Source organism: Comamonas sp. E6 (genome assembly GCF_001010305.1).
In the GTDB taxonomy this organism is placed as follows: domain Bacteria; phylum Pseudomonadota; class Gammaproteobacteria; order Burkholderiales; family Burkholderiaceae_C; genus Comamonas; species Comamonas thiooxydans.
This window is the reverse complement of the sequence record NZ_BBXH01000016.1, coordinates 89,169-112,829: the sequence shown is the minus strand read 5'-3', so window position 1 is coordinate 112,829 and position 23,661 is coordinate 89,169. Positions and strand designations below refer to the sequence as shown.

Sequence of the window (23,661 nt, the reverse complement as noted above, 5' to 3'; positions counted from 1 at the left end):
TCTTATGCTCCCCGCAGGATCAAGGCGCCCTGCTCGCTCATCACGCCACCGGTGCCGGACACATAGGCCAGATCGTTGCGACCCAGCTGCCTGTCGCCGGCACGCCCCTGAATCTGGTGCACCGCTTCAATCACCTGGGACATGCCGCCCGCTGTTCCGGACTGACCGAAGCTCAGCTGGCCGCCATGGGTATTCATGGGGAAGTTGCCCTTGAAGGTGAAATCGTTGTTGCGCAGAAAGTCCATGCCCTTGCCCTTCTCGCAAAAGCCCGCGTCTTCCAGCGTCAGCATCACGGTGATCGTGTAGCAGTCATAGATCTGCGCCATATGCATGTCTGAGGGACGCATGCCCGCCATTTCGAAAGCCTTGGCAGAAGCCGGGCCGATGGGGGTCTGCAGCATGTCGGCCATATAGGTGGGTGACTTGCTGCTCACATGCTCGCCGCAGCCGACGATGCTGACGGGGCGGTGTCTGGTGGTTTTGGCGCGATCGGCACGCGTGACGATCATGGCGCCGCCACCCGCAGCCGGCAGCACGATTTCCAGCACATGCAAAGGGTCGGCCACCATGCGCGAGTTCAGCACGTCATCCACCGTGATGGGCTGACCGTAGAACATGGCGTCGGGGTTGTGACAGGCATTGAAGCGCTGGTCCACGCTGATGCGTGCCAGAGCGGCCGCGTCGTAGCCATGGACCGCGCCATAGCGCTGGGCGATCATGGCATAGCCGGTGTTCTGCGCCATATGGCCATAGGGCAGGTCCATCTCGGCCTCGGGCGCTCCAAAGCGAGTGCTGTGGCCGCCAAAGCGGCTGGCCTTCATGACTTCCTTGATGTGGTCGTCATGTTCTGAGATCGGTGCCATGCGCGAGGGCAGCACGCAGACCACGGTGTTGCACAGCCCCAGCTCGATCGCAGCAGCCGCGCGCCAGACCATGGCCACGGAACTGGCTCCCCCCAGGTCCACGACTTCGGCAAAGTTCAGGCGCACGCCCAGGTATTCGCCGGCCATGGCCGGCACAAAACAGCTGGCTTCATGAAAGTGCGGAGCGCTGGTGATCAGACCGTCCACCTCGGACAGCTCCATGCCGGCGTCCTCCAGAGCCTGCAGCGTCAGATCGGCCACCTGTTCCAGATGGAACATGCGCGGCGCCGTTGCGTACTTCTGCGGCTTGTACTGCGCGACGCCAACCAGCGCCGCTTTTCCTTGCAAACCCATATGTCTCCCTTACCAAGAAAGTGTGCATTCATTGTGTAAATGAAGCAGACCGAATCCATCGTCTGTAGAGACTAAAAAGCCGGCCCCGTACATACCCCTAATTCTCCGGGCAAACGTCCATTCGGACGATGTTGCTGAAGCTCCAAATCAAGAACCTGCACCCGTGTTTGCAATACATGCACAGCGTGTACGAATCAATAAGGAGACAACGTGAAAACAGCCGTCGGTATAGGCGCAGCAGCATTGGTGGCCTTTGCCTCAGCGCTCGCCTTTGCACCCCGCACACCGCCCCCCCTGGCCCCCACCACCATTGGCATCGAGCGCAGTCACTTCAACACCATCACGCAGGCGGGTGATCGTCTGCTGACAGCCGGCGCACTCGGTGAAATCCTGTACTCGGACGACAAGGGTGCTCACTGGCAGCAGGCACAGATCAAGGAACAGCGTCAGGCGCTCATCGTCAGCATGGCTTTTGCGCCCGACAGAAAGACCGGCTTCGCCGTGGGGCACGAAGGCTGGATTCTGCGTACCAAGGACGGAGGCAGCACCTGGGAGGAAGTCGCTTTCTCCAAGGAAAACGGAGAGCCTCTGATGTCGATCGCGCGCCTTCCTTCGGGCGACTGGATCAGTGTCGGCGCCTTCGGCCGTGCCATCACCTCCAAGGATAACGGTCAGACCTGGGAGCAGTTGCCCCTGCCCTCAGAGGTGGAGGACAAGCACATGAACCGCATTGCCAGCTCCGAAGATGGCAAGCACTGGCTGATAGTGGGCGAGCGCGGCCTGGTCATCAAGTCCGAGGACTCCGGCGCAAGCTGGCAGATCGAGCCCGGGTTCTACAACGGATCTTTCTACAACGCCATGCCTACACGCGACGGCGGCTGGCTGATCTATGGCATGCGCGGCAACGCCTTTGTGCAGGCCGCACCGGGCGCGCAATGGGTCAAGTCGACGATTCAGGCTCCGGTCTCCTTCTTTGGCCATGCCCAGGAAAAGGACGGAACCATCATCCTGGTAGGACAGGGCAGCATGCTCGGCCTGAGCAGGGACGGCGGCAAGAGCTTCAGCCTGCAACGCGCCAAGGGCCGCGCCACCCTGACCGACATTGTGCTTACCGGCCCCGACAGCGGATGGATGTCCAGCGACGCAGGCCTGCAACCCTTTCCCCCACCACAACAAGCCAAGGCAGCCGCTCAGGCTAACCCAGGAGCGACACAATGACTCTGAGCGAACCCACCAGCCGGCTGGACCGGTTTATTGCATCCACGGCACGCTGGCTGATCTCGTGGAGCAAGTCCATAGTCGTGCTGACGCTGATTGCCACGGCATTGCTGGCTGTCTCGGCCATGCGCACGCACCTGGATCCGGGCTTCAACAAGTTGATCCCCATGCGTCATGAGTACATGACGGCATTTCTCAAGCATTCAGCCACCTTCTCCGGAGCCAACCGCATTCTGGTGAGCGTGGAATGGAAGGGCCGGCAAGGCGATATCTATAACAAGGAATTTCTCGAAGCCCTGCGTGGCGTGACGGACGAGGTCTTCTTCACCCCCGGCGTCAACCGCGGCCAGGTGTATTCGCTGTTCACACCGAACGTGAAATACATCGAGATCACCGAAGACGGCTACGTGGGCGAGGTGCTGATTCCTTCGCGCTTCGAGGCCAACGAACAAGGTCTGGCCCAGGTACGCTCCAACGTGGCCAAGTCCGGTCAGATCGGCTCTCTGGTCAGCAACGATCTGAAATCCGCCATGGTGCGCGCCGACCTGCTCGAGGTCGACCCAAAGACCGGAGAAAAGCTCGACTATCACAAGGTTGCGCAGCGCCTGGAAGAGATCCGCAGCAAGTTCGAAGGCAAGGACATCTCCATCCACATCATTGGTTTTTCCAAGGTACTGGGCGATGTGATGGACGGCCTGACCACGGTGATGACCTTTTTTGCCATCGCCTTTGTCATCACGGCCATCATGCTGCGTCTCTACACCAAGTCAACCAACATCACGGTGGTCGGCCTGGCCGTGGCACTGCTGCCCGTGATCTGGCTGCTGGGCATTTTGCCGCTGATCGGCTACGGCATCGACCCCATGTCGATCCTGGTTCCCTTTCTGATCTTCTCCATCGGTGTATCCCATGCGGTGCAGATGACGGGAGCCTGGAAGCATGATGTGCGCGCCGGCCTAAGCTCCAGGCTGGCCGCCGAGAACGCGATTCGCAAGCTGGCCATTCCCGGAGCTCTGGCGCTGCTGACCAATGCTCTGGGCTTCATGGTCATCATGCTGATCGACATCCCCATCGTGCACGAGTTGGGCGTGACCGCCTGCATGGGCGTGCTGCTGATGATCATCACCAACAAGGTGTTCCTGCCCGCAGTGCTGGCCAATCTGCGTCTGGAAAAAAAGGCCATGCAAGCCCCCTCTTCCTCAGCCAATGGCCGTAACCCCATCTGGTGGAAGCTGTCGGCACTGGCCGAAGGCAAGCCCGCAATGCTGACTCTGGTGGTGTCGCTGCTGCTGCTGGCCGCCGGCACCTACGAATCGCGCAATCTGCTGACAGGTGATGTGGGAACGGGCGCTCCCGAGTTGCGCGCCGAGTCGCGCTACAACCGTGATAACGACACCATCATCGGCAGCTATTCCATAGGCATGGACGTGCTGTCCGTCTTCGTCGAAACCTCCAACCTCGACGAAGGCTGCCTTAACTGGCAGGTGATGAACGCCGTGGAGCGCTTTGAATCGCGCATGCGCCGGGTTGACGGTGTGCAATCCGTCTCCACCGTCTCCGGTCTGGCCAAGATCGCGGCCTCCAGCAACAACGAGGGCAACCCCCGTTGGGCAGCTCTGCAGCGCACCGAAGCCGCGTTGCGTTCGGGTGCCAAGGCACTTTCTCCCGATCTGGGCCTGAACACCGAGGGCTGCAAGGTCATCAATCTGCAGGTCTTCCTCAAGGACCACGAAGGCGCCACGCTGACCCATGTCGTCAATGAGGTGCGTGATTTCATCGCTGCGGACAAGACGCCCAACGTCAAGTTCCTGCTGGCTGGCGGCAACGCCGGCGTGGCGGTCGCGACCAACGAAGCCGTGGAACATGCCGAAGTGCAGATGCTGGGCTCCATCTTCGGCGCCATCACGCTGCTGTGCTGGCTGACCTTCCGCAGCTGGCGCGCCGTGCTGTGCATCGTCGTGCCCCTGGCCATCGTCTCCATACTCTGCAATGCCTTGATGGCCATGCTGGGCATAGGTCTCAAGGTCCCCACACTGCCCGTGGTGGCGCTGGGCGTGGGCGTGGGCGTGGACTACGGCATCTATCTGTTCGAGAGCATGCAGCATGAGCTGCGCGAGCGAGACATCACGCTGCGCGAGGCTTTCTATGAAGCCATGCGCCAGCGCGGCAACGCCGCCATCTTCACGGCGCTGACCATGTCCATAGGAGTGGGTACCTGGGCGTTCTCGGCACTGAAGTTCCAGGCCGACATGGGCATCTTGCTGGCCTTCATGTTCCTGGTGAACATGCTGGGCGCGATCTTCCTGCTGCCTGCCATGGCCTACTGGCTGAATGTGGGCGCGGCGGAAGCCAGGGCGCGCATCAAGCGCCTGCACCGGCAGCCCAGACACGCCCATGCGACGGGCAGCGCAGGCGGTATCAGCCATGCGGGCGGCATGCTCAAACCCGAGCCCCAGTCATCCGTGAACGGCAAAGTGTGATGCAGACCGCAGCAAGCACGCTGGAGCAGGTTCTTCTTGAACATGCTCTGGCCCAGACCCTGACCCGCTACGCCACGGCCTGCGACACACGCAACTGGGACTTGCTGCAGCAGGTGTTCACACCTGACTGCACCACGGTCTACGGTGGCAACTACATCTGCGAAGGGGTCGCCAAGGTCCGCCGCATGATCAGCACCCATCTTGACGGCTGCGGCCCCACCCAGCATCTGCTGGGCAATCTGGAAGTCGATGCAGCCGACCCGCAGCGCCCGCTCAGCAGGATTCAGGTGCGAGCCGCGCATCAGGGACTGGGCGAGCGCAGTCATCTGCGCTACGACGCCATTGGTTTCTATGAAGACGAATGGGTAAGGCTGCCCGAAGGCTGGCGCATCCAGAAGCGCAGCATGACCATGTTGCTTGAGATCGGGGAGCGCTCCGTGCTGCAGCCCGGCACCTGAGCTGCCGCACTCCATCAATCAAGCCGCGCGGCCACGCTGCACGGCTTTTCTGCTTCCGGACGACTCAATTGACAGAAGCCTACGCTCCATCAAAAAAGAACTTCGGGCAAATTTGACACGTGAAAAAGGCCAGCATTTGCTGGCCTTCTGCTTTTCCGCCGAGTCCTGTCTACTGCTCGAACTTTACCTTGAGAAACTGCAGCAACTGCTTGCCGGCCAGACTGCGTGCGGTTTCATCGCGTCCGGCGATATAGCCCACCTTGACGCAGTCCCCCAGAGCCTTGCCGCTCTGCACCCGAATCCTGTAGCGGGTCTGGCGATCGGACTGGGCCCCGGCGGGAATCAGCGGCTGGCCATTGAGGACGGGAAAGTCCTTGTCATTGAACTCTATCGTGCAGCCGGACAGATAGGGGCGGTTCGTCATCTCTCGTGGCTTGTCGCTTTCCCAATCATGGCCTGCTCTGGCATAAACCACCGTACTGACCTCGGAGCCCGCCTCACGCAGGATTTTTTCCTGCTGCGCACAGGCCACCAGATCATTCGATGCATCCTCCCCCGCTCTGAAGCTGAGCAAAGGCGAACCCGTGGTTTTGCGTGACTGCAGCAGCGCATAGCAAGGCCCGTAAAAGTCCACATGCAAGGCAAAGGGCTGAATGAAAGGCGCCAGCTTGTCACGAATGCGCGCATCCAGGCTCATGCGTGCCGCAATTCCGCCTTTGGAAAATCCCATCACCCCGATACGCCAGCCATCGATGGCCGGGTGCTTGTTCAAGGCCTTGAGGGCGGCATAGGCATCGGCCACGGCATCGAACTCGGAGGTACCCATGATCTTGAGCGCATAAGGCATGTCTTCGCTGATGCCACGCGGCTTGAAGTTATCAACCAACAGCGCAGCTATGCCGTTGTCGGCCAGCATCTGGGCCGTTTCGCTCTCGCGCCCGGGAATGGCCCCCGCGCCACCTGGCAGGACAACCATGGCCGGTACCTGCTTCTTTTCGCTGGCCCCCTTGGGCAGGAACAGCTTTCCCATACCCATGGTTGCCTCTGCCCTGGCAGGCTGACTGAGCAGCACATCGAGGTCGTACGGGCTGCTGGACTTGAAACGGATATCGCCCTGTGTATCACCATGCAGCTCCGTGGGGGCCATCAAGGGAGCCACCTTGGGCAAAGGAGGCAAAGCATCGAACAGATGCTGTCCTGATGCCGCACTGCTCATCAGGCTCAGGGCTGCAGCTCCCAAAGGAGTTACCCATTTTCCGGTCAGTATTTGCATTCGCTTGCGCCTCTTTCAAACACAAAAGCCCGGAGAGCCGGGCTTTTGTGGTGTTGGCTCGTTGGTGTGGTTCAGAACGAGTACTTGGCGGTAACAGACAGCTGGTCGCGGTCGGCCAGCGGGCGTGCACGCAGGGAATCGGCAGAAGGATTGCCCAGGTAGTTGATGTAGGCCACGTTGATCGAGAAATTGCTCTTGCGAACGAAAGTCGCGCCAATGCTCAACCGGCTGTCGCTCTGGCCGCCGCCGAAGGTGCCAACCAGAGAACGGCCGCGCAGTTGCGACTGGTAGCTGATGGGGATGCTCAGATCCCAGCCTTCGAAGATGCCGGGGTAGCCCAGCGTCAGGGTCGCACCGGCCACCAGGGAGTTGCGGGTCTTGAAGCTCAGGTTATCGGTAGAGCTGCCATCGGCCACACTGATCACGCGAGAGCCGGAAATTTCGGCAGCCAGGGACATGTCGTCCGCGATACCGGTGCGGCCGATATTGAAGATACCGCCGACGTTGCCCTGCACAACATCGCCACGCACCGCCACACCATTGCCGTTGAGCACTGGCGTACCTTTTCGATAGCTGGCTTCACCAAATGCAGAGAACTTGCCGAAGGTCGTGCTGACCGTCGTTCCCAGCATCTTGATGTCGTCGAAATAGCGAACCTGATAGCCGGTCGGTATCGCACCATTCATGTTCACGACCAGCGATGGAGTGCGGTCGTTGTAGTTCAGGTAGTACAGACCGACTTCCGTCTCGTCGGTGACGCGGTAGCGACCGCCGATACCCCACTGACCCGAGCTGCTGGGCCGGATGTCGGTACCGCGTCGCAGGCCGCGACAGGTCGCACCGTTGTAGACGCCCAGGCAGGAGGCGCCGGGACCCAGGGCATTGCTGGTGCTGGTGTACATGCCGGGAGCCGGCAGCAGCGTTTCATGGAAGCCGAACTGGTAGTGACCAAGCAGCGAGAGTTTGGGACTGACTTCCAGCGAAGCCGAGATCTGATCTTCCGGCAGAAGGATTTCCTTGACCTCAGCGCCAGGCGAAGCTGCCTTTGCTGCATCGCTGGGTCCCTGGGCCGCAGCGATATTGGCAAAGTACATGGACTCGCCCCAGTTCACCACCTGCTTGCCCAAGCGTACCGTGGCGCGGGCCTCGCCCATGTTGAAGCTGGTGTAGGCGTAGGTATCCAGAAGGCGCGAATAGCCGCCACCATAGCGCTTGGCGGCAGAGTTGAACTCATTGACGGGACCTGCCGTGCTGATCGGTCCCTTGTTATCGTTGCGCTGGTGATATACGTCGTCATAAAAGGTGCTGGCATTCAGCACAAAGCCGCTGTCACCTTTTGACAGCTTGCTTTCCCAGACGGCACCCAGTCGGTTCGCCGTCAGAGCACCTTTCTTGAAATTGTTGTTGCCGTCTGTGTTCAGCACCGGAGACGGGTTATCCAGACGAACACCCAGGCCATAGCTCACGTTCAGACGCCAGTCGAACTTGAGGCCATCTCCCAGCTCGACAGTCTCCCCCGCCTGAACTGCTCCCATACCCAAGGACAGCAGTGCCGCCACTGCGATGGGCGTGAGTTTCTTCATATTGTTTTTCATAGTGAGTCGCTCGTTGATAAAACTTAGTTGCCCGCGTTGCGTGCGGCTTCTGGTGTGAACATGGCGGGCACGAGATCACCCTTGTTCAGGATGGGTCCTTGGGGACGCTCCTGAAAAAGGTTGTAGCCCATGTAGCCGCCGGAATTCAGGTCGTGATAGAAGGACGTGCCTGCATGCCAGGCCTTGATGTCAAAGGAGTAGTAGTAGTTGATGAAGGCGTGCTGCCACAACTGGCCACGCGCGTCGTACATGTCCGCGGCCACTGCCTGGCCGGTGTCCTCGTCCACGAACAGCACACGCTTGCCATACACATGTCGGAAACCGTCCTTCAGCGTGCCTTCCACGGCCCAGACTCTGCGCAGCTCGTAGCGCATGAAGTCGGGGTTGGCATGACCGGGCTTGAGCAGGTCGGCATACTTCACCGTGGGCTGATGGATCTTGTAGTTGTTGGCGGGGATATACATCTCCTTCTTGCCCAGCAGCTTCCAGCTGTAGCGCTCTGGCGAGCCATTGAAGAGACGATCCGAGTCGATGGTCATCTTGCCGCCGGTACCAGCCATGGGCTGGTCAAAGCCATACTCGGGCACCTGGCGCACGCGGCGTGTACCGGGGTCATAGCTCCAGGCCAGGCGCTTGTCCTTGCCAAAATTGACGGGCTCCACCGAGTGGGTCACACCGCCCTTTTCACGCTCGGGGGCCAGCGTTCTGGTGCGGGTATAGGCCATCACGCCCTCGACCGGCTTGCCAAGCATTTCAGGCTTGTTGACCATGTCCAGGTTCAGGTTCTGCATACGGCCAAAGCTCATGCTGCCGTCCGACAGCACATTCGCCATGTCACGCGTGATGGCCTCGGTGTAGGCACGCGTGGGCAGCAGGTTGTTCCAGATCACTTCCTGCCCGGTCTTGGGAATCGGGAAGTTGATCGCACCAAAGCTACCCTTGATTCCCATGCCGTTATCGACGACCTCGGACTCCAGTGCATTCTTCTTCAACACTGCACAGACCTCATCGGTGTAGCGGAAATCGCGATGCCCCTTGTAGACCGGAATCTGCATGGTCTTGGAATACTTCTGGAACATGGCTTTCTGACCAGCACTGAGCTTGTCGCCATACTTCTCCATGTTCTCCGCAGTGATCACGAACAGTGGTTTTTCATCGGCATAGAGATCCACGGGGTGCTTGCCGCTGGATTGCACATGAGCCACGCCTGCAGGGGCACCGACCCATTTGCCTGTGAACTCTGGAATCGTGCCTTCCTTGTTGCCGGCCTTGATGGCACCCACGCATGTCAATTCCTTGCCCAGCTGTTCTGCCTCGTTCGCCGGCACCTTCGCCCATACCGACGTCGCCACCATCAAACCCACTGCCGCTGCGAGTGGAGTCTTGGCTGTCACAAACTTCATCTCTGTCTCCTAGGTTCTAGAACTTATTTTTGGCGGGTGCTACAAACGAGGTACATTGCCTCGCATCGCCCCATTGGTTTTGCCGTTTGCAGGCAGTTGCATACTGCGTCAGCAGGTCTCTTCAACCATCGTCTGAGTTGACTACTGACAGACCCTAGCGACCTAGTCCACATGGGTCACCTGAAGCGCCGCCCCGAATGAAAAAACCTGCTGGTGCACGAAGCAGCAGCAGGCTTTCGGAGCGTGATCGGGAAAGTCCTAGGACCACCCAATTCCGTGCATCAGGTCAGCAGGTGAGCGCACTCCTTGCGAATCGATGCCTTGAGCATCTTGCCTGCGGGATTGCGAGGCAAAGGCTCCGCGCGCACAACGATCCGACTGGGAACCTTGTAGCCCGCCAGACGCTGTGCCACGAACTCGCGAAGCAGCTCGGGAGTCACCTGACTCCCGGACTTTCCGACCACCACGGCAACGACCTGCTCGCCCGTGACCTCATGCGGCATGGAGAACACAGCAGCCTCTTCCAGTGCCTCATGCTGCAGCAGACAGGCCTCGACCTCCGCCGCAGCAATCTTTTCACCGCTGCGGTTGATCACGTCCTTGATGCGATCGACGATGGTCAAAAAGCCTTCATCGTCCAGAACGCCTATGTCTCCGGTGTGGAACCAGCCGCCCTGCATGGCTTTGGCTGTGGCCTCTGCATCACCGCAATAGCGCTCCATCAGGGTCACGCCACGCAGCCAGACCTCACCGGGCTCACCGATAGGCAAGGCTGTGCCATCCAGGTCTGCGATTCGTACCTCGATGATGGGCGACAGCACCCCCGAGCTGCGCGGATGCGCCTCGAACATGCGCCCCGAGCTGCCTGCGCAGACTCCATTGGATTCGGTCAGTCCAAATCCAATGCCTGACATGCGCCCCTTGAACTTGGCCAAAACCTCATCGATCAGGCGCGGGTGCAGGCCCGCTCCGCCAAAGCCCACACCGGAGAGGTTGCCAGAGCTTTCAGGCTGCTCGAAGCCGGGCAGTCCAATGAGCTGCTGCACCATGCTGGGCGCACCATTGAACTGCGTGACCTTTTCCTTGCGAATCAGCTCGGCCGCCTTCTCTGGCTCCCAGCGGTGCACGAAGATCAGGCGGCGACCATGGCGCAGGCTGACCAGCAACTGGGCATGCAGGCCGCTGACATGAAACAGAGGAACTGCCGACAAGGTCGTGGGCTGCAGCTGTCGCGCCATGATGGCGGCGATGGCGTCCGGCGAAGTCATGGCTGCCACTGCACCGATGAAGTCAATATTGAAGATGCCCTGGCAAACGGCGCGGTGGGTGGATTCCACGCCTTTGGCCCGGCTGGTGGCACCCGAAGTGAACAGAATCAGCGCAGGCTCATCGGCACTCAGCTGCGGCGACACGAATCCATCATGACCGCCTGCGGTCAACTCCGACCAGCTGATATCGCCCCCCTCGCCATCCACCACCACCGTCTTGATGGCAGTCTGCGCAATGGCCTGGCTGATGCGAGCATGGCGGTCCGCATCACAGATCAGCATCACCGGCCCGGTGTCCTCCAGATTGGCCATCAGCTCGCTGCTCAGGCCAAAACTGTTCAAAGGCACCGGCACTGCGCCAAGCAAGGCAATGGCAGCAAAAGCCACGGCCCATTCGGGACGGTTGCGCATGGCAATCGCCACCCGGTCGCCGGGCTTGATGCCGCGCTGCTTCTGCAAACGACTGGCCAGTGCATCGGCTGCTGCAAAGAACCTGTCAAAGGTCCATCGATCCTCGCCATAGACCATGAACTCGGCCGCACCATGAACCCGGCCGGCGTCAATTACCTGTGCCAGATTCTGAAAGGCATTGCGATAGGCTGCCACGCTGCGCCCATCGGACAGCGTGACCTGCTGCACTTCAAAAGGTGCACCCTGCGAAGTCAGCTGCTCACGAATGTTCCTGATCTTTTCACCCATAGAAACCAAGGCATCGCTCATCTCAGAAACCTTTCAGTTGTGCAAAGCGGTTGCGGTGATAACCACCGTCGCCCAGCAGGCGTTGCAGAACGCGTGCCCGCTTGAAGAACAGGCCAATATCCAGCTCATCGGTCACCCCGATGCCGCCATGCAACTGGATCGCCTCGTTGCACAGCTTCTCGCACAAGTCAGATGCCTTGGCCTTGGCCGCACTGACCAGCTCGGGCACCTTGGCTTCCAAACCTGAATCAATGGCCTCGAAAGCTGCCAGCACACAGCTCTCCAGCAGCTCAAGCTCCACATACAGACGTGCAGCACGGTGCTGCAATGCCTGGAATGAGCCGATCTGCACGTCGAACTGAACGCGCTCCTTCAGATAGCTAACCGTACGATCAAACACCTCACGCATCAGACCCAGAGACTCTGCGGCCAGGCAGGCACGGGCTCGATCCAGCACTTCATCAAGCACCTGAGCAGCAGGCCGGGCCACCAACGCCATATCAGCACTCAGCTCCACCTTATCGAACTGCACGCGGGCCATGTTACGGCTGTCAATCATGCACATGGGTTTGATGCTGACGCCTTGTGCATCAGCTGGCACCAGCCACAAACCGGGAGCCCCTTCGCCAGACGCCGCCAGCACCACAAAGCCATTGGCGCCCACGCCATCCATCACAAAGGCTTTCTCACCGCTCAGGCACCAGCCCGTGCTGGTCTGCTCGGCTACCGTGCTCAATCTGGCTGAAAGATGCTGGCCGGACTTTTCATCCAGAGCCAGTGCCAGCCTGGCCTGCCCGCTGCCCAGCAGGGGCAGCCACTGCGCCTGCTGGGCTTCGGAGCCGGCGCGAATCAGCAGCTCAGGTGCGATCACGGCCTGGCTCAGCAGCGGCTGTGCCGACAGGTTTCGGCCGATGGCTTCAAACACCGCGCCCATGCCCAGATAGCCCGCAGCCAGCCCGTCATGCGACTCGGGCAGCACCGCCACGGGCCACCCCATCTCCACCATCTGCTGCCACAGTTGTGTATCAAAGCCCTGTTCCACCTTGTCATCCCGCAGACGGCGCTGCTGGGCCACGGGTGCCTCCTGCGCGAGAAAGGCAACAGCACTGTCCTTGAGCAATTCCTGCTCTTGCGACAAAAGCATGGTCATATTCTTGTCTCCATTTCAATTCGTTATCCTCAGCCTGCGCGACCAGCACTGCCCAGCTCAGAGCCGGCGAGCAAGGACCTGGGCAGCCCCGTCGCCCCGCAGCGAGGCTGTCGCCGCACAGCGGCTCAAGGGGTCAAGGCAATTCCAGCACTCGCTTGGCAATGATGTTCAGCTGCACTTCCGAACTTCCGCCTGCAATCGTGTAGCTCTTGGAGCGCAGCCATGCACGACCTATATCGATCTCATCGGCTGTGAAATCATCGCCTGCCTCCCAGCCCAGACCGCGCAGGCCCAGCACCTGCTCCAGCAGTTCGTACTTGGCGACTTCCTGCTCGGTCTGCACCAGCTTCATGATGCTGGAGGGGCCAGCAACGTCCTGACGCGCCAGAGCCTTCTCGGTCACCCGACGATGGGTCAGAGCGAAAGACTGTGCATCCATTAGCAGTCCAGCCAGCTTCTCGCGCAGCGCACCATCGCTGATCCGCCCCTGCTCGTCCACCATGTAGGGCAAGGCGGTCTTGAGTGCATCGTGCGACGGCGCGCCACCTTCCGTGAACTTGGACATAGCCGCACGCTCATGCTGGAGCAGCTTTTTGGCCAGCGACCAGCCTTCGCCTTCCTTGCCCACAAGCTGTCGCACAGGCACCCGCACATCGTCGAAGAAGACCTGACAGAAACTGGACTTGCCGCTGATCAGCTCTATGGGCTTGACCGTGACGCCGGGACTCTTCATGTCGATCAGCAAAAAGCTGATGCCGTCTTGCTTCTTGCCTTCGCTGCTGGTGCGCACCAGCGCATACATCCAGTCGCCCTTGTCTCCGTCCGAGGTCCAGATCTTGCCCCCGTTGACGATATAGGCCTCGCCCTGCTCGTCCGTCACGCGCCTGGCCGAGGTCTTGAGGCTGGCTAGATCGGAGCCGGCATTGGGCTCCGAAAAGCCCTGACACCAGCGCTGCTCGCCGCGCATCATGGGAACCAGATGCTCGAGCTTTTGCTCATGCGTCCCCACCTCCACCAGAACCGGCCCCAGCATCCACACGCCCAGGTTGTACTGGGGCTGACGGCAGCCAAGACGGGCCATCTCCGTGTCCAGGATTCGGGCTTCCCTGGGGGAGAGTCCACCGCCGCCGTATTCACGCGGCCATGACGGTGCAAACCAGCCACGGTCACGCATGCGCTCGAACCACAGCTTCTGATCCTCGTTCAGAAACTGCAGCTTGGAGCTGCCCCAGACCATCTCCTCTGAAACAATGGGCCGGCGCATGCTCGCAGGACAGTTCTCCTCCAGCCACTGCGCCACTTCTTGTTTGAATGTTTCCAGTTCCGTCATGGCTTCCTCACCTCAGGCCAACGAGAAATATGCAATCTTGCCCTCACCCGGGGTACGCAGCAGCGTTCCATCCTGGTGAAGCAGGTTCAAATGGGCTATCGTTTCCCCTAGTGCCATCAGGCGATCCACGGGGCTGCGCAGCCTGGGAAAGAGCACGGGCACCAGCTCCGCAGCCGTTGCCCGCCCCACCTGGCCCAGATGTCCGGTCAGCAGTGCAAACTGCTCGGCATGGTGCTCGAGCACCTGCACCAGGCGCTCATGCAGGCCGTAGAAAATGCCCTGGTGCGATGGAAGCACCAAGGTCTCGGCCGGCAGCTCACGCAAACGATGCAGCGAATCGATCCAGAGCTTGAGCGGATTGCCCTCGGGCTCGATGGGGCTGACCATCACATTCGAGGTGATGCGCGGCAGCACCTGATCACCGGCCAGCAAAATGCCGTCTTCCTCGCAATACAGACAGGCATGCTCGGGCGAGTGCCCCTCGCCCAGCACAATGCGCCATCGGCGCTCCCCGATCTGCAGCACCTCACCCGGACGAATGCGCTGGTAATGGCTGGGCTGCCTGGGCATGAACGGATCCTTGCGCATGGCAGCCAGCATGTCGTCCAGCTCTTCGCTGCTCACCCCGGCACGCGCATAGAACTCGCGATGCGCCTCGGGCAGAGGATCGGGCGGCGGCCCCATCAGCGAGCGCAGCATCATGAACTCGCCATAGCTCATGAGCAGCGGCACGCCAAAGCGCTCCTGCAACCACCATGCCGCACCCGCATGGTCGTAGTGACAGTGGGTGCAGATCACACGGGTCAGCGGCTGGCCGGCCAATTTCTCCGTGAAGATCTTCTCCCACAGCTCGAAGGTGCCGGGAATTCCCAGCCCCGTATCCACCACCGCCCAGCCGTCGCCGTCCCTGAGCAGATAGACATTGATATGGTCCAGAGCCATGGGCATGGGCATGCGCAGCCACAGCAGGCCGGGGACGATCTCCACATGGCTGCCATCGGCTGCAGGCGGCGCAAAGGGATAACGCAGCACATCTGCGGGCTTGGCCCGTACGCGCTCCTGCGCGACGGCGCTATCCACGCAGAGCCTCTTCAAGCGTTGCAGCGTTCAGCGGCACATAGGTCTGCAGCTTGTCATTGCGCACAAACAGCGGGTCGCCAGTCTGAGCGCTGTCATAGCCCTGCTTTTGCAGATCCACCTTGCGCAGCTTGTAGTTGCCGGTCATGTCCGGCGTATCCATCAGACGCACGAACAGTGGTGCCGCATAGCGCGGCAGACGAGCGATGGCCATCTTCCAGAAGGCCTTGGGATCGAATTGGGCTCCCTCATGCATCACCAACGCTGCCATGCCCGCACGGCCACCGTGACCGGGAACCTGCACACCATAGACGGTAATCGCATCCAGCCCCTGAAAGTCCCCGAGTGCGTCGCTGACCTCCATGGTCGAGACGTTCTCGCTCTTCCAGCGGAAGGTATCGCCGATACGATCCACAAACCAGCAGTAGCCGTCTTCGTCGCAGCGCAGCAGATCGCCCGATGTCCACCACACATCGCCCTGCTGGAAGACATTGCGCAGCAGCTTCTTTTCGGAGGCCTCCTCGCTGGTATAGCCTTCAAAGCGCCCAGCAACCACACCGGGATACTGGATGACCATGCCGATGGCCTCGCCGGGCTCGTTCACGCCGGCCAATTGCAAGAAGCCGTTTTCATCTCGGATGTAATCGCCTTTTTCCTGGTCGTAGCGAACCAGGCGCAAATTGGTTTTTTCCCAGAAGGGAACGCGGCCGCAGGAGCCGATGCGATTGTCCAGGTTGATGGTATTGGTGTTGGACTCCGTGCCTCCCCAGCCTTCATAGATCTGGAACACGGCGCCAAAGCGCGATGTCCATTGCTGCCATATCTCGGGCGTGAGACCGGTTCCGGCCATCTTGCGCAAGCTGTGCTCCCGGTCGCTGTCCGTCGCGGGCGCGCTGAGCAGGAAGCGGCAGATCTCCCCCACATACTGGCAAAAGGTAATGCCATGTGCGCGGATATCGCGCCAGAACTCGCTGCGGCTGAACTTGCGGCGCACCACGATGCGCGCTCCTGCAGCCATGGCGGTTGCCGTCAGCGACATGGAAGCCGCGCCGTGGTAGAGCGGCAAAAAGCAGTAGAAGCAGTCATCCCGGGTGATTTCCCACAGCAGCTGCATGGAGTCCCCCGCCATCAGCCAGCGTGCATGGCTGATGACCGCGGCCTTCGGCAGGCCGGTGGTGCCGGAGGTGAATATGTACTGCGCCGTATCGCCGGCCACCACGCCCTCGCGCCACTCCAGCGGTACGGCCGTGCCGTCCCGGCTCATGGCAAGAGCCTGCAAATCAGAGCCGAACTGCTGAAGAACTCCCGCCGCGGCGGGGCGCACTTCATCCGGCCAGTGCCAGTAGCTCAGCGCGGTGTTCAGTCCTTCGGTCTGCGCAAAGCGCTCTGCGCACTCCTCGCCCACGATCACATGGCTGGCGTTGGTCACCTCCAGTGCGTGCGTCAGAGGCTTGCCCATCACATGGGTGTTGATGAAGGCCACCACGGCACCCAGCTTGGCCACGCCAAACCAGGCAAAGAAGAAGGCTGGGCGATTCTCGATGGCCATGGCCACCACATCGCCCTTTCTCACACCCTGCTCGTGCAACGCACGTGCCACTTGATTGGCGCGCTGGTTGAATTGCGCATAGGTGTAGCGCACATCGCCCTCGGTCAGAAAGATGCGCTCGCCGAAATCTCGCGCACAGTCCTCCAGACGATCAGCCATGGTGTAGGGCGTATCGGCCAGGTACTTGGCCGCAATGGGCGCGCGACGATCCAGCTTGAGCTGGGTCTGCTCGCGCGACACCACAATCGTGTCGCTCATCACATGTCTCCTTGGTATTTGTTATGTGTGAGATGTCTTCGATCAGCGCTGGGGGCGCGGCATTCCGAGGCCGAACTGGGCAATCAGCTCGCGCTGAATTTCGTTCGTGCCGCCACCGAAGGTGTTGATGGTGGAGGCGCGCAGCTCATACTCCAGCTCGCCCATCAGATAGGAAGCCGCCGAGCCACCACGCACCAGAGCGCTGCTGCCCACGATGTCCATCAATCGATGCAGCACCTCGACCACGCCTTCCGAGCCATAGACCTTGGTGGCAGATGCCAGGCTCACGTCCATGGCACCGGCTTCCAGACTGGCCGCGATGCGGAAGTTGGTCAGTCGCATGGCTTCAAGGCGGGCATAGCACTCCGCAAGACTGCGTCGCACCCAGGCCTGATCGACAGCGCGACGGCCCTGCTCATCCTTGGCCTTGGCCCATTGCAGCACCTTGACGAAGGGGGCGAACACCTTGTCCGACCAGGCCCCCAGACCCAGGCGCTCGTGGTTGAGCTGTGCAGTGATCAGCTTCCAGCCCCCATTGAGCTCACCGATCAAACGTGCTGCCGGCACTTCAACGTTGTCGAAGTACGTGGCTGCCGTGTAGTTGCCCACGGTCTGAATCAGCGTATGCGAAAAGCCCTTGTCCCTGGTATCCACCACCATGATGGAAATACCCTTGTGGCGAGCCAGTTCCTGGTTGGTACGTGCGGCCAGCCACACATAGTCGGCAGATTCAATGCCCGAAGTCCACAGCTTCTGGCCGTTGACCACGAAATGCCCGGTCTGAAGATCGCCCTGCAGCTGAGCCTGTGTCTTGAGCATGGCGAGGTCGGAGCCAGCACCGGGCTCGGAGTAGCCAATGGCGAAAATGATGTCGCCGCTGGCCATGCCGGGCAGAAACTCCTGCTTCTGCGCCTCGGTGCCATGCTCCATCAGCGCGGGGCCGACGGTGCTGATGGTGACGAAAGGCAGGGGAGCTCCGGCAATATTGGCTTCCTCAAAGAAGATCAGCTGCTCGGTGGCCGACAGGCCCTGGCCGCCGAATTCCTTGGGCCAGCCTATGGCCAGCCAGCCATCGCGCCCCATCTTGCGGATCAGTTCGCGGTACTCGTCGCCGCCCTCTGCACCGCGCATGCGGGCCTTGAGCTCGGGCGTCATCAACGCCTGAAAGTAGTCACGGCACTTCAGGCGCAGCGCATGCTGCTCGGGAGTCAGGTCAATGAACATGAATGTCTCCCTTGCAATCAGGCCTCGTCGCCCAGAATCAGGCCGCTGGTGGGCACGCCTGTACCGGCGGTCACCACCATGTTGTGCACGTCCTTGACCTGATTGACGGAGCTGCCACGGATCTGGCGCACGGCTTCGGCAATGCCGTTCATGCCATGGATATAGGCTTCGCCCAGCTGGCCGCCATGGGTGTTGATGGGCATGGAGCCGCCGCGTGCATGCTCGCCGGCGCGAATGAAGTCCTTGGCCTCGCCGCGCTTGACGAAACCGAACTCCTCGAGCTGAGGCAGCACAAAGGGCGAAAAATGGTCGTACAGCACTGCGCTTTGCACATCCTTGGGAGTCATGCGGCTTTGCTGCCACAGCTGACTGGCGACATGCCCCATTTCAGGCAGGCCGGTGATGTCCTCGCGGTAGAACGAGGTCATGGACTGCTGACCGTCAGAGATACCCTGGGCAGCCGCCTTGATGTAGACCGGCTTGGCCTTCATCTCACGGGCACGGTCGCTCGATGTGATGACCATGGCCACGGCCCCGTCGGACTCCTGACAGCAGTCCAGCAGGTGCAGCGGCTCGCAGATCCAGCGGCTGGCCTGGTGCTCCTCCAGTGTGATGGGCTTGCCGTAGAAGAATGCGTTGGGATTGGTGGCTGCAAAGTCGCGCACGGCCACGGCCACGCGGCCGAAGTCCTCGCTGGTCGCACCGAAGGCATGCATATAGCGGCGGGCAAACATGCCCACCCAGGATGCCGGCGTATGAAAGCCGTGGGGCATGTACCAGCCATAGTTCACGTTGTCAAAGAATGGCGTGCTGCCAAAGCCATAGCTGCCGGTGCCAAAGCGGTACCAGCTGCGCTCATTCATGGCGCGGTAGACCACGACCGTCTTGGCAACGCCCGTGGCCACGGCCATGGCCGCATGCAGCACGGGGCCGCAGGCCGCGCCACCACCATGCGGAACCTGCGAGAAAAAGCTCACATTGCGAGCCCCGAGCAGGCGGGCGATTTCATACTCGGGGACCTTGTCCACGGAGTACGAGGAAAAGCCGTCCACTTCCTTGGGGTCGATGCCGGCATCGCTCAGCGCAGCCAGCGTGGCCTCCATGGCCAGACGCAGCTCGGTACGGCCCGAGTTCTTGGAAAATTCTGTTGCACCCAGACCCACAATGGCGGCGCGACCGGAAATATTCATATCGTTCACAGGAATGTCTCCGCTTGTTGTTCTTAGGCCAGGGCCACTTGCACAGTGCCGCTGACGTGAGAGCCCATGGCATTGCTGCCCTTGAGCGTGATCTGAACGCTGCGCGTGGCCTCGTTCTTCTCGGTCACGGAGCCCGTGAACTTCATGGTGTCGCCGGGGTAATTGGGAGCCCCCAGGCGAATCTTCAGATCCATGAGACGCGCATCGTCGCCAGCCCAGCTCTCGACAAAGCTCTGCACCAGACCGTTGGTGGTCAGGATGTTCATGAAGATATGGGGTGAGCCCAACTCTCGCGCGGCATCGCGGTCATGATGTCCGGGGAAATAGTCACGCGTGGCGATGGCGCCGCCGGCAATCAGCGGCACGGTGATGGGCACGCTGACGGGCTGCAGTTCGTCGCCCACGTTTACCAACTCGAAGCGAATAGATTGATTTGCCATGTTGTTGTCTCCTTAGCGGTCTTCGGGCAGGTCGTACTTCCAGCCGAGCGTGTCGTTGTCTGCGAGCCACTGGCCCAGCGCTTGCAGGTGCTGCTCGGCACTGCCGACTTCGGCAGCCAGTGCACGACACCAGAACATGAAGCGGTGAATGTGATAGGTCACATCCACGCCCATGCCGCCATGCACATGCTGTGCAACGCGGCCTACCTTCAGGCCCAGCTCGTTGGACTGGGCGCGCACCGCGTGGGCCTGCGGCGTGCAAGGCAGGCCGGCATCCAGACGCCAGACCAGCTGGCTCAGTGCGCTGCGCTGCGCCTGCATGAGGATGTAGCCGTCGGCCATCTGGCCCTGCACCAGCTGGAAAGTACCGATGGGACGGTCGAACTGCTTGCGCTCGCTCACATACTCCACGGTGCGGCGCAACTGCTCCTGTGTCACGCCCTGCTGCAGGCTGGCCAGGCAGGCGATTGCCATTTCGTTGACCCAGTCCAGCGCACGGCCGCCCAGCACGGCCAGCACCGGCGTGTTGCGAAAGCTGATGTCGGCCACCGCACAGTAGTCTTCGCGCATGCCGGCCACGCGGCTGACGCCATCCGCCTGCAGGCTCACCAGCACCAGCTTGATCTCATCGCCCGCCGCCGCTGCCACCAGAGCCACCCTGGCCTGTTCGCCCAGCGGCACGGCTTGCAGCTGGCCTTTGAGTCGCTCACCCTGCAGCTCAAGCGCCGGCCCGCGTGTAGCCACTGCAGCCTGCAGCGACAGAGCCAGCAACTCGCCCTCCATGGCGGACTGAACGACTGCGTCCTGCCCTTGGGCAAACCTGGCAATCGCGGCAGCAGCGACCTGCTGCTGCCACAGCGGAACCTGCGCCAGCGCACGGCCTTGCTGCTCCAGCACGGCCAGCATCTCGCTCATTCCCAGACCCAGGCCGCCTGCAGCTTCCGGCACCAGGATGCTGTGCAGGCCCGCAGCCACGCACTGCTGCCACAGATCCTGCATGAAAGGCTGGCCCGAGGCATCGTGCTCGCGCAGCTTGTCGTCGGTGCAATAGTCTGCAAACAGGCTTTGCGCCATGTCTGCAAATGCACGCTGGTCTTCACTGAGTTGAAAGTCCATGACGGTCTCCTCGCATCAGCCCACGGGACGGAACTGGGCCAGAGTCAGATCACCGTCGAAGGTGTTGAACTCAACCTGCACCTTTTGACCGATCTGCACCTCGCCGGGCTTGACGCCGACCAGCTGGGCAATCAGACGCACGCCCTCTTGCAACTCCACCAGACCGATGGGATTGGGGTGGTCGAAAGGCGGTACTTCGGGGTAGTGCATGACCACGAACGAGTACACCGTGCCCTGGCCGCTGGCCTGCACCGTGTCCCAGTCGAACGAATGGCACTTGGGGCAGACGGGACCGGGTGGATGGTGCAGATCTCCGCAGCTCTTGCAGCGCTGAATCAGGAGCTTGCCTTCCTTCAGGCCTTCCCAGAAGAAGCGGTTGTCATCGCTCACGCCGGGAGCGGGCCGCTTGATCTTCGGGGCGGCCGCCTGCGCGGGTTCGGCCTTTTGCACATTGGCGGGACGGAACTTGAAGACGCGGAACATCAACTGGCCGACCTTCTCGTCTTCGCCATTCGCTGCCTTGATCGAGAAGTACTCCATGATCTGCGTGACAAAGTAACCCGTGCCCAGGGCCGTGGTCTTCTCTTCGCTGATGGCTTCCAGGCGTGTCGTGTAGTACAGGTCTTCACCTTCGAGCACATCGCGCTCGAAGCTCAGCTCGGAATTCACCGCCACGGTGGAAGGAAAGTCGTGCGCTTCGATCAGCTTCAGAACTTCATAAGGATTCTCTGTCGTGGAGCCTGGCGGGTAGTTGTTCTGCACCGGCCCTTCCATGCACCAGACCTGCAGCATCGCGGGAGGGGCAATGGTCTTGCCATCCTTGTTGGTCTTTACGGCCACCCCCATCAGCTCGCTCCACTGACGAATCATGGGGCTGTTGACCTTGTCCCAGGCATAGACACGCCCGTATTGCTTGCCCACGTATGCGCGGACCTCTGCCATCCAGTCTTGATCGGTCAAGATTGTCTCCTTTGAAATTCAGTGTTTTTGTTGCACGGATTCCGAGTTCGATGCGCTCAGAAATGCGGGGCGCTCACCACCGCCATGCAGCAGCAGATTGGTGCCGCTCATGTAAGAGGCGTTTTCGGAAGCCACATACAGACAGGCATTGGCAATGTCCTGCGGCTCGGCCAGACGACCCGCAGGAATGGTCCCGGCGACAGAGGCAATTCCCGCCTCATCCCCGAAATGCAGGTGCGACTGTTCGGTGCGCACCAGGCCGGGGCTGACCGCCACCACACGCACCCTGGGCGCCCACTCCACGGCCAGAGAACTGACCAGGCTAAGCACTGCAGCCTTGGCCGCTCCATAGGCCGCCGTACCGGGGGAAGGACGCAGCGCGCTGATGCTGCCGATGCAGACAATCACGCCACCGCCATCCTGCTGCTGCATCACGGCATTGGCGGCCTGCGAGGCGTGCAAGGTCGAGAACAGATTCAGACGCAGCACGCTTTCATGAAAGCGCGGAGACACCGTAGCGGCATCCACATGGGGGGCGCCACCGGCGTTGTTGACGAGAACGTCCAGACGGCCATGGCGGCGCTGCACCTCATCGACCATGTCCTTGACGGCCTGGGCCTCGCGCACATCGCATGCAACGAAGTCTGCGCTACTGCCATTGATGCTTGGCAACGCTTCAGGTTGCTGACGGCCGCACACCACTACCGTGGCACCTGCCGCGAGAAACGCCTGGGCAATGCCCTTGCCGATGCCCTTGGTGCCGCCAGTGACCAGCACTACCTTGTCTTGAAAGCTTTTGTTCGTATCCATGCCTGCCAATTTAGGTTTCGGCACCAGCAGCAGATACGTCCAAAAGGACGATGTTGCTCTATCCCTTGAAAACGACCATCGTCCCTGTTCAACTCCTTGGGAATTCCTATGTCGGCATCGCTTTCCGCTATTGAAAACATGGACGCCGCGCAGCGAGAGCTACTGGTTCGGCATCAGGACCATGGCGTGGCAATCGTTCAGCTCAACCGCCCCGAGGCAACGAACGCGCTGAGTCTTTCTCTGCAGGCTGCGTTGTCCAGGACCTTCGCTGAGCTGAGCGCAGACGCCAGCGTGCGCTGCATCGTTCTGACCGGCGGCGACAAGGTATTTGCGGCAGGCGGCGACATCAAGAGCATGGACTCCTGCGGCCCCATAGAGATCATGAAGCGCCACACCGAGCGCGTCTGGGCCCCCATTGAGAAATGCCCCAAGCCCATCATTGCAGCGGTCTGCGGCTATGCCTTTGGCGGCGGGGCCGAGCTGGCCATGCATTGCGACATCATCATTGCGGGGCAAGGGGCCAGCTTTGCACAGCCCGAGATTCGCATCGGCATCATGCCCGGTATCGGCGGCACCCAGCGGCTGGTGCGCGCCGTGGGCAAGTTTCAGGCCATGCGCATTCTGCTGACCGGCAAGCCCGTCAGCGCCGACGAAGCCTATGCCATGGGTCTGGTCAGCCTAGTCTGTGCAGACGATCAGGTAATCCCTGAGGCGCTGAAAATGGCAAAACTGATTGCCAATATGCCGCCACTGGCCGTGGAACAGATCAAGGAAGTGGTGATTGCAGGCATGGACGCCTCGCTTGATGCCGCCCTGATGCTGGAGCGCAAGGCCAACCAGATCCTGTTTGCGACCCGCGACCAGAAGGAAGGCATGAATGCGTTCATTGAGAAACGCCAGCCGGTGTTCAAGGGGGAGTGAACGCATCAAGCCAGGG

Annotated in this window: 19 protein-coding genes; 4 read left to right on the top strand and 15 right to left on the bottom strand. The window is 61.0% G+C overall.

Annotated features, from left to right (window positions below):
* Positions 1-2: 2 nt before the first annotated feature.
* Positions 3-1,217, bottom strand: a complete 1,215-nt coding sequence (locus CSE6_RS15165; RefSeq protein WP_034360356.1) for a thiolase family protein — start codon at positions 1,215-1,217, stop codon at positions 3-5.
* A gap of 210 nt (positions 1,218-1,427) precedes the next feature.
* Here CSE6_RS15165 and CSE6_RS15160 point away from each other — a divergent pair, with 210 nt between their 5' ends.
* The 3 genes from CSE6_RS15160 to CSE6_RS15150 are packed head-to-tail and all read left to right on the top strand — an operon-like array spanning position 1,428 to position 5,373.
* Positions 1,428-2,435 carry a YCF48-related protein gene (locus CSE6_RS15160; protein ID WP_059440885.1) on the top strand — a complete coding sequence of 336 codons (1,008 nt, stop codon included), beginning with the start codon at positions 1,428-1,430 and terminating at the stop codon, positions 2,433-2,435.
* Positions 2,432-4,915: an RND family transporter gene (locus tag CSE6_RS15155; RefSeq protein WP_034360350.1), complete on the top strand. Its 2,484-nt coding sequence runs from the start codon at positions 2,432-2,434 to the stop codon at positions 4,913-4,915. The genes CSE6_RS15160 and CSE6_RS15155 overlap by 4 nt, the downstream gene beginning before the upstream one ends.
* Positions 4,915-5,373 (top strand): nuclear transport factor 2 family protein, encoded by a 459-nt coding sequence (locus tag CSE6_RS15150; protein WP_059440884.1) that lies wholly within the window; start codon positions 4,915-4,917, stop codon positions 5,371-5,373. Before CSE6_RS15155 ends, CSE6_RS15150 begins: the two co-directional genes overlap by 1 nt.
* Before the next feature lie 169 nt (positions 5,374-5,542).
* Here the strand turns inward: CSE6_RS15150 and CSE6_RS15145 are convergent, their stop codons facing one another.
* The 14 genes from CSE6_RS15145 to CSE6_RS15080 all read right to left on the bottom strand — a co-directional run bounded on the left by CSE6_RS15145 (position 5,543) and on the right by CSE6_RS15080 (position 22,724).
* The gene (locus CSE6_RS15145; protein WP_052052641.1) at positions 5,543-6,646 is read right to left on the bottom strand and encodes a dienelactone hydrolase family protein; all 1,104 of its coding nucleotides are present in this window, start codon (positions 6,644-6,646) and stop codon (positions 5,543-5,545) included.
* A 71-nt stretch (positions 6,647-6,717) separates the two neighbouring features.
* Complete coding sequence (locus tag CSE6_RS15140; RefSeq protein WP_004341209.1) at positions 6,718-8,229, bottom strand: DUF1302 domain-containing protein; 1,512 nt, start codon at positions 8,227-8,229, stop codon at positions 6,718-6,720.
* Positions 8,230-8,264: 35 nt separating this feature from the next.
* A complete protein-coding gene (locus tag CSE6_RS15135) occupies positions 8,265-9,644 on the bottom strand; it encodes a DUF1329 domain-containing protein (RefSeq protein ID WP_034360342.1) in 1,380 nt (459 codons plus the stop codon).
* 281 nt (positions 9,645-9,925) lie between these two features.
* Positions 9,926-11,632: a class I adenylate-forming enzyme family protein gene (locus tag CSE6_RS15130; protein WP_034396842.1), complete on the bottom strand. Its 1,707-nt coding sequence runs from the start codon at positions 11,630-11,632 to the stop codon at positions 9,926-9,928.
* Position 11,633: 1 nt separating this feature from the next.
* On the bottom strand, positions 11,634-12,761 hold the full coding sequence (locus CSE6_RS15125; RefSeq protein WP_034396840.1) for an acyl-CoA dehydrogenase family protein: 1,128 nt from the start codon (positions 12,759-12,761) through the stop codon (positions 11,634-11,636).
* Positions 12,762-12,894: 133 nt separating this feature from the next.
* A complete protein-coding gene (locus tag CSE6_RS15120; protein WP_034396838.1) occupies positions 12,895-14,091 on the bottom strand; it encodes an acyl-CoA dehydrogenase family protein in 1,197 nt (398 codons plus the stop codon).
* A gap of 12 nt (positions 14,092-14,103) precedes the next feature.
* The gene (locus tag CSE6_RS15115) at positions 14,104-15,171 is read right to left on the bottom strand and encodes an MBL fold metallo-hydrolase (protein WP_059440883.1); all 1,068 of its coding nucleotides are present in this window, start codon (positions 15,169-15,171) and stop codon (positions 14,104-14,106) included.
* Positions 15,164-16,975 carry a long-chain-acyl-CoA synthetase gene (locus tag CSE6_RS15110; RefSeq protein WP_059440882.1) on the bottom strand — a complete coding sequence of 604 codons (1,812 nt, stop codon included), beginning with the start codon at positions 16,973-16,975 and terminating at the stop codon, positions 15,164-15,166. Before CSE6_RS15110 ends, CSE6_RS15115 begins: the two co-directional genes overlap by 8 nt.
* Positions 16,976-17,017: 42 nt before the next feature.
* Entirely contained in the window at positions 17,018-18,199 is a 1,182-nt protein-coding gene (locus CSE6_RS15105; RefSeq protein ID WP_034396832.1) for an acyl-CoA dehydrogenase family protein, read from the bottom strand.
* Between the two features lie 17 nt (positions 18,200-18,216).
* A complete protein-coding gene (locus CSE6_RS15100) occupies positions 18,217-19,389 on the bottom strand; it encodes a lipid-transfer protein (RefSeq protein ID WP_059440881.1) in 1,173 nt (390 codons plus the stop codon).
* 32 nt (positions 19,390-19,421) lie between these two features.
* A complete protein-coding gene (locus CSE6_RS15095) occupies positions 19,422-19,838 on the bottom strand; it encodes a MaoC family dehydratase (RefSeq protein ID WP_059440880.1) in 417 nt (138 codons plus the stop codon).
* A gap of 12 nt (positions 19,839-19,850) precedes the next feature.
* Entirely contained in the window at positions 19,851-20,954 is a 1,104-nt protein-coding gene (locus tag CSE6_RS15090) for an acyl-CoA dehydrogenase family protein (protein ID WP_059440879.1), read from the bottom strand.
* Between the two features lie 15 nt (positions 20,955-20,969).
* Positions 20,970-21,914 carry a Zn-ribbon domain-containing OB-fold protein gene (locus CSE6_RS15085; RefSeq protein ID WP_059440878.1) on the bottom strand — a complete coding sequence of 315 codons (945 nt, stop codon included), beginning with the start codon at positions 21,912-21,914 and terminating at the stop codon, positions 20,970-20,972.
* 18 nt (positions 21,915-21,932) lie between these two features.
* Positions 21,933-22,724 (bottom strand): SDR family oxidoreductase, encoded by a 792-nt coding sequence (locus tag CSE6_RS15080; protein WP_059440877.1) that lies wholly within the window; start codon positions 22,722-22,724, stop codon positions 21,933-21,935.
* Between the two features lie 108 nt (positions 22,725-22,832).
* On the opposite strand from CSE6_RS15080, the gene CSE6_RS15075 reads away from it, so the two are divergent.
* A complete protein-coding gene (locus CSE6_RS15075; RefSeq protein ID WP_059440876.1) occupies positions 22,833-23,645 on the top strand; it encodes an enoyl-CoA hydratase in 813 nt (270 codons plus the stop codon).
* Positions 23,646-23,661 lie beyond the last annotated feature (16 nt).

Coding starts and splice junctions, on each gene's coding strand:
- CSE6_RS15165 (WP_034360356.1), bottom strand. CDS start 1,217: ATGGGTTTGCAAGGAAAAGCGGCGCTGGTTGGCGTCGCGCAGTACAAG.
- CSE6_RS15155 (WP_034360350.1), top strand. CDS start 2,432: ATGACTCTGAGCGAACCCACCAGCCGGCTGGACCGGTTTATTGCATCC.
- CSE6_RS15150 (WP_059440884.1), top strand. CDS start 4,915: ATGCAGACCGCAGCAAGCACGCTGGAGCAGGTTCTTCTTGAACATGCT.
- CSE6_RS15145 (WP_052052641.1), bottom strand. CDS start 6,646: ATGCAAATACTGACCGGAAAATGGGTAACTCCTTTGGGAGCTGCAGCC.
- CSE6_RS15140 (WP_004341209.1), bottom strand. CDS start 8,229: ATGAAGAAACTCACGCCCATCGCAGTGGCGGCACTGCTGTCCTTGGGT.
- CSE6_RS15135 (WP_034360342.1), bottom strand. CDS start 9,644: ATGAAGTTTGTGACAGCCAAGACTCCACTCGCAGCGGCAGTGGGTTTG.
- CSE6_RS15130 (WP_034396842.1), bottom strand. CDS start 11,632: ATGAGCGATGCCTTGGTTTCTATGGGTGAAAAGATCAGGAACATTCGT.
- CSE6_RS15125 (WP_034396840.1), bottom strand. CDS start 12,761: ATGACCATGCTTTTGTCGCAAGAGCAGGAATTGCTCAAGGACAGTGCT.
- CSE6_RS15120 (WP_034396838.1), bottom strand. CDS start 14,091: ATGACGGAACTGGAAACATTCAAACAAGAAGTGGCGCAGTGGCTGGAG.
- CSE6_RS15110 (WP_059440882.1), bottom strand. CDS start 16,975: ATGAGCGACACGATTGTGGTGTCGCGCGAGCAGACCCAGCTCAAGCTG.
- CSE6_RS15105 (WP_034396832.1), bottom strand. CDS start 18,199: ATGTTCATTGACCTGACTCCCGAGCAGCATGCGCTGCGCCTGAAGTGC.
- CSE6_RS15100 (WP_059440881.1), bottom strand. CDS start 19,389: ATGAATATTTCCGGTCGCGCCGCCATTGTGGGTCTGGGTGCAACAGAA.
- CSE6_RS15095 (WP_059440880.1), bottom strand. CDS start 19,838: ATGGCAAATCAATCTATTCGCTTCGAGTTGGTAAACGTGGGCGACGAA.
- CSE6_RS15090 (WP_059440879.1), bottom strand. CDS start 20,954: ATGGACTTTCAACTCAGTGAAGACCAGCGTGCATTTGCAGACATGGCG.
- CSE6_RS15080 (WP_059440877.1), bottom strand. CDS start 22,724: ATGGATACGAACAAAAGCTTTCAAGACAAGGTAGTGCTGGTCACTGGC.
- CSE6_RS15075 (WP_059440876.1), top strand. CDS start 22,833: ATGTCGGCATCGCTTTCCGCTATTGAAAACATGGACGCCGCGCAGCGA.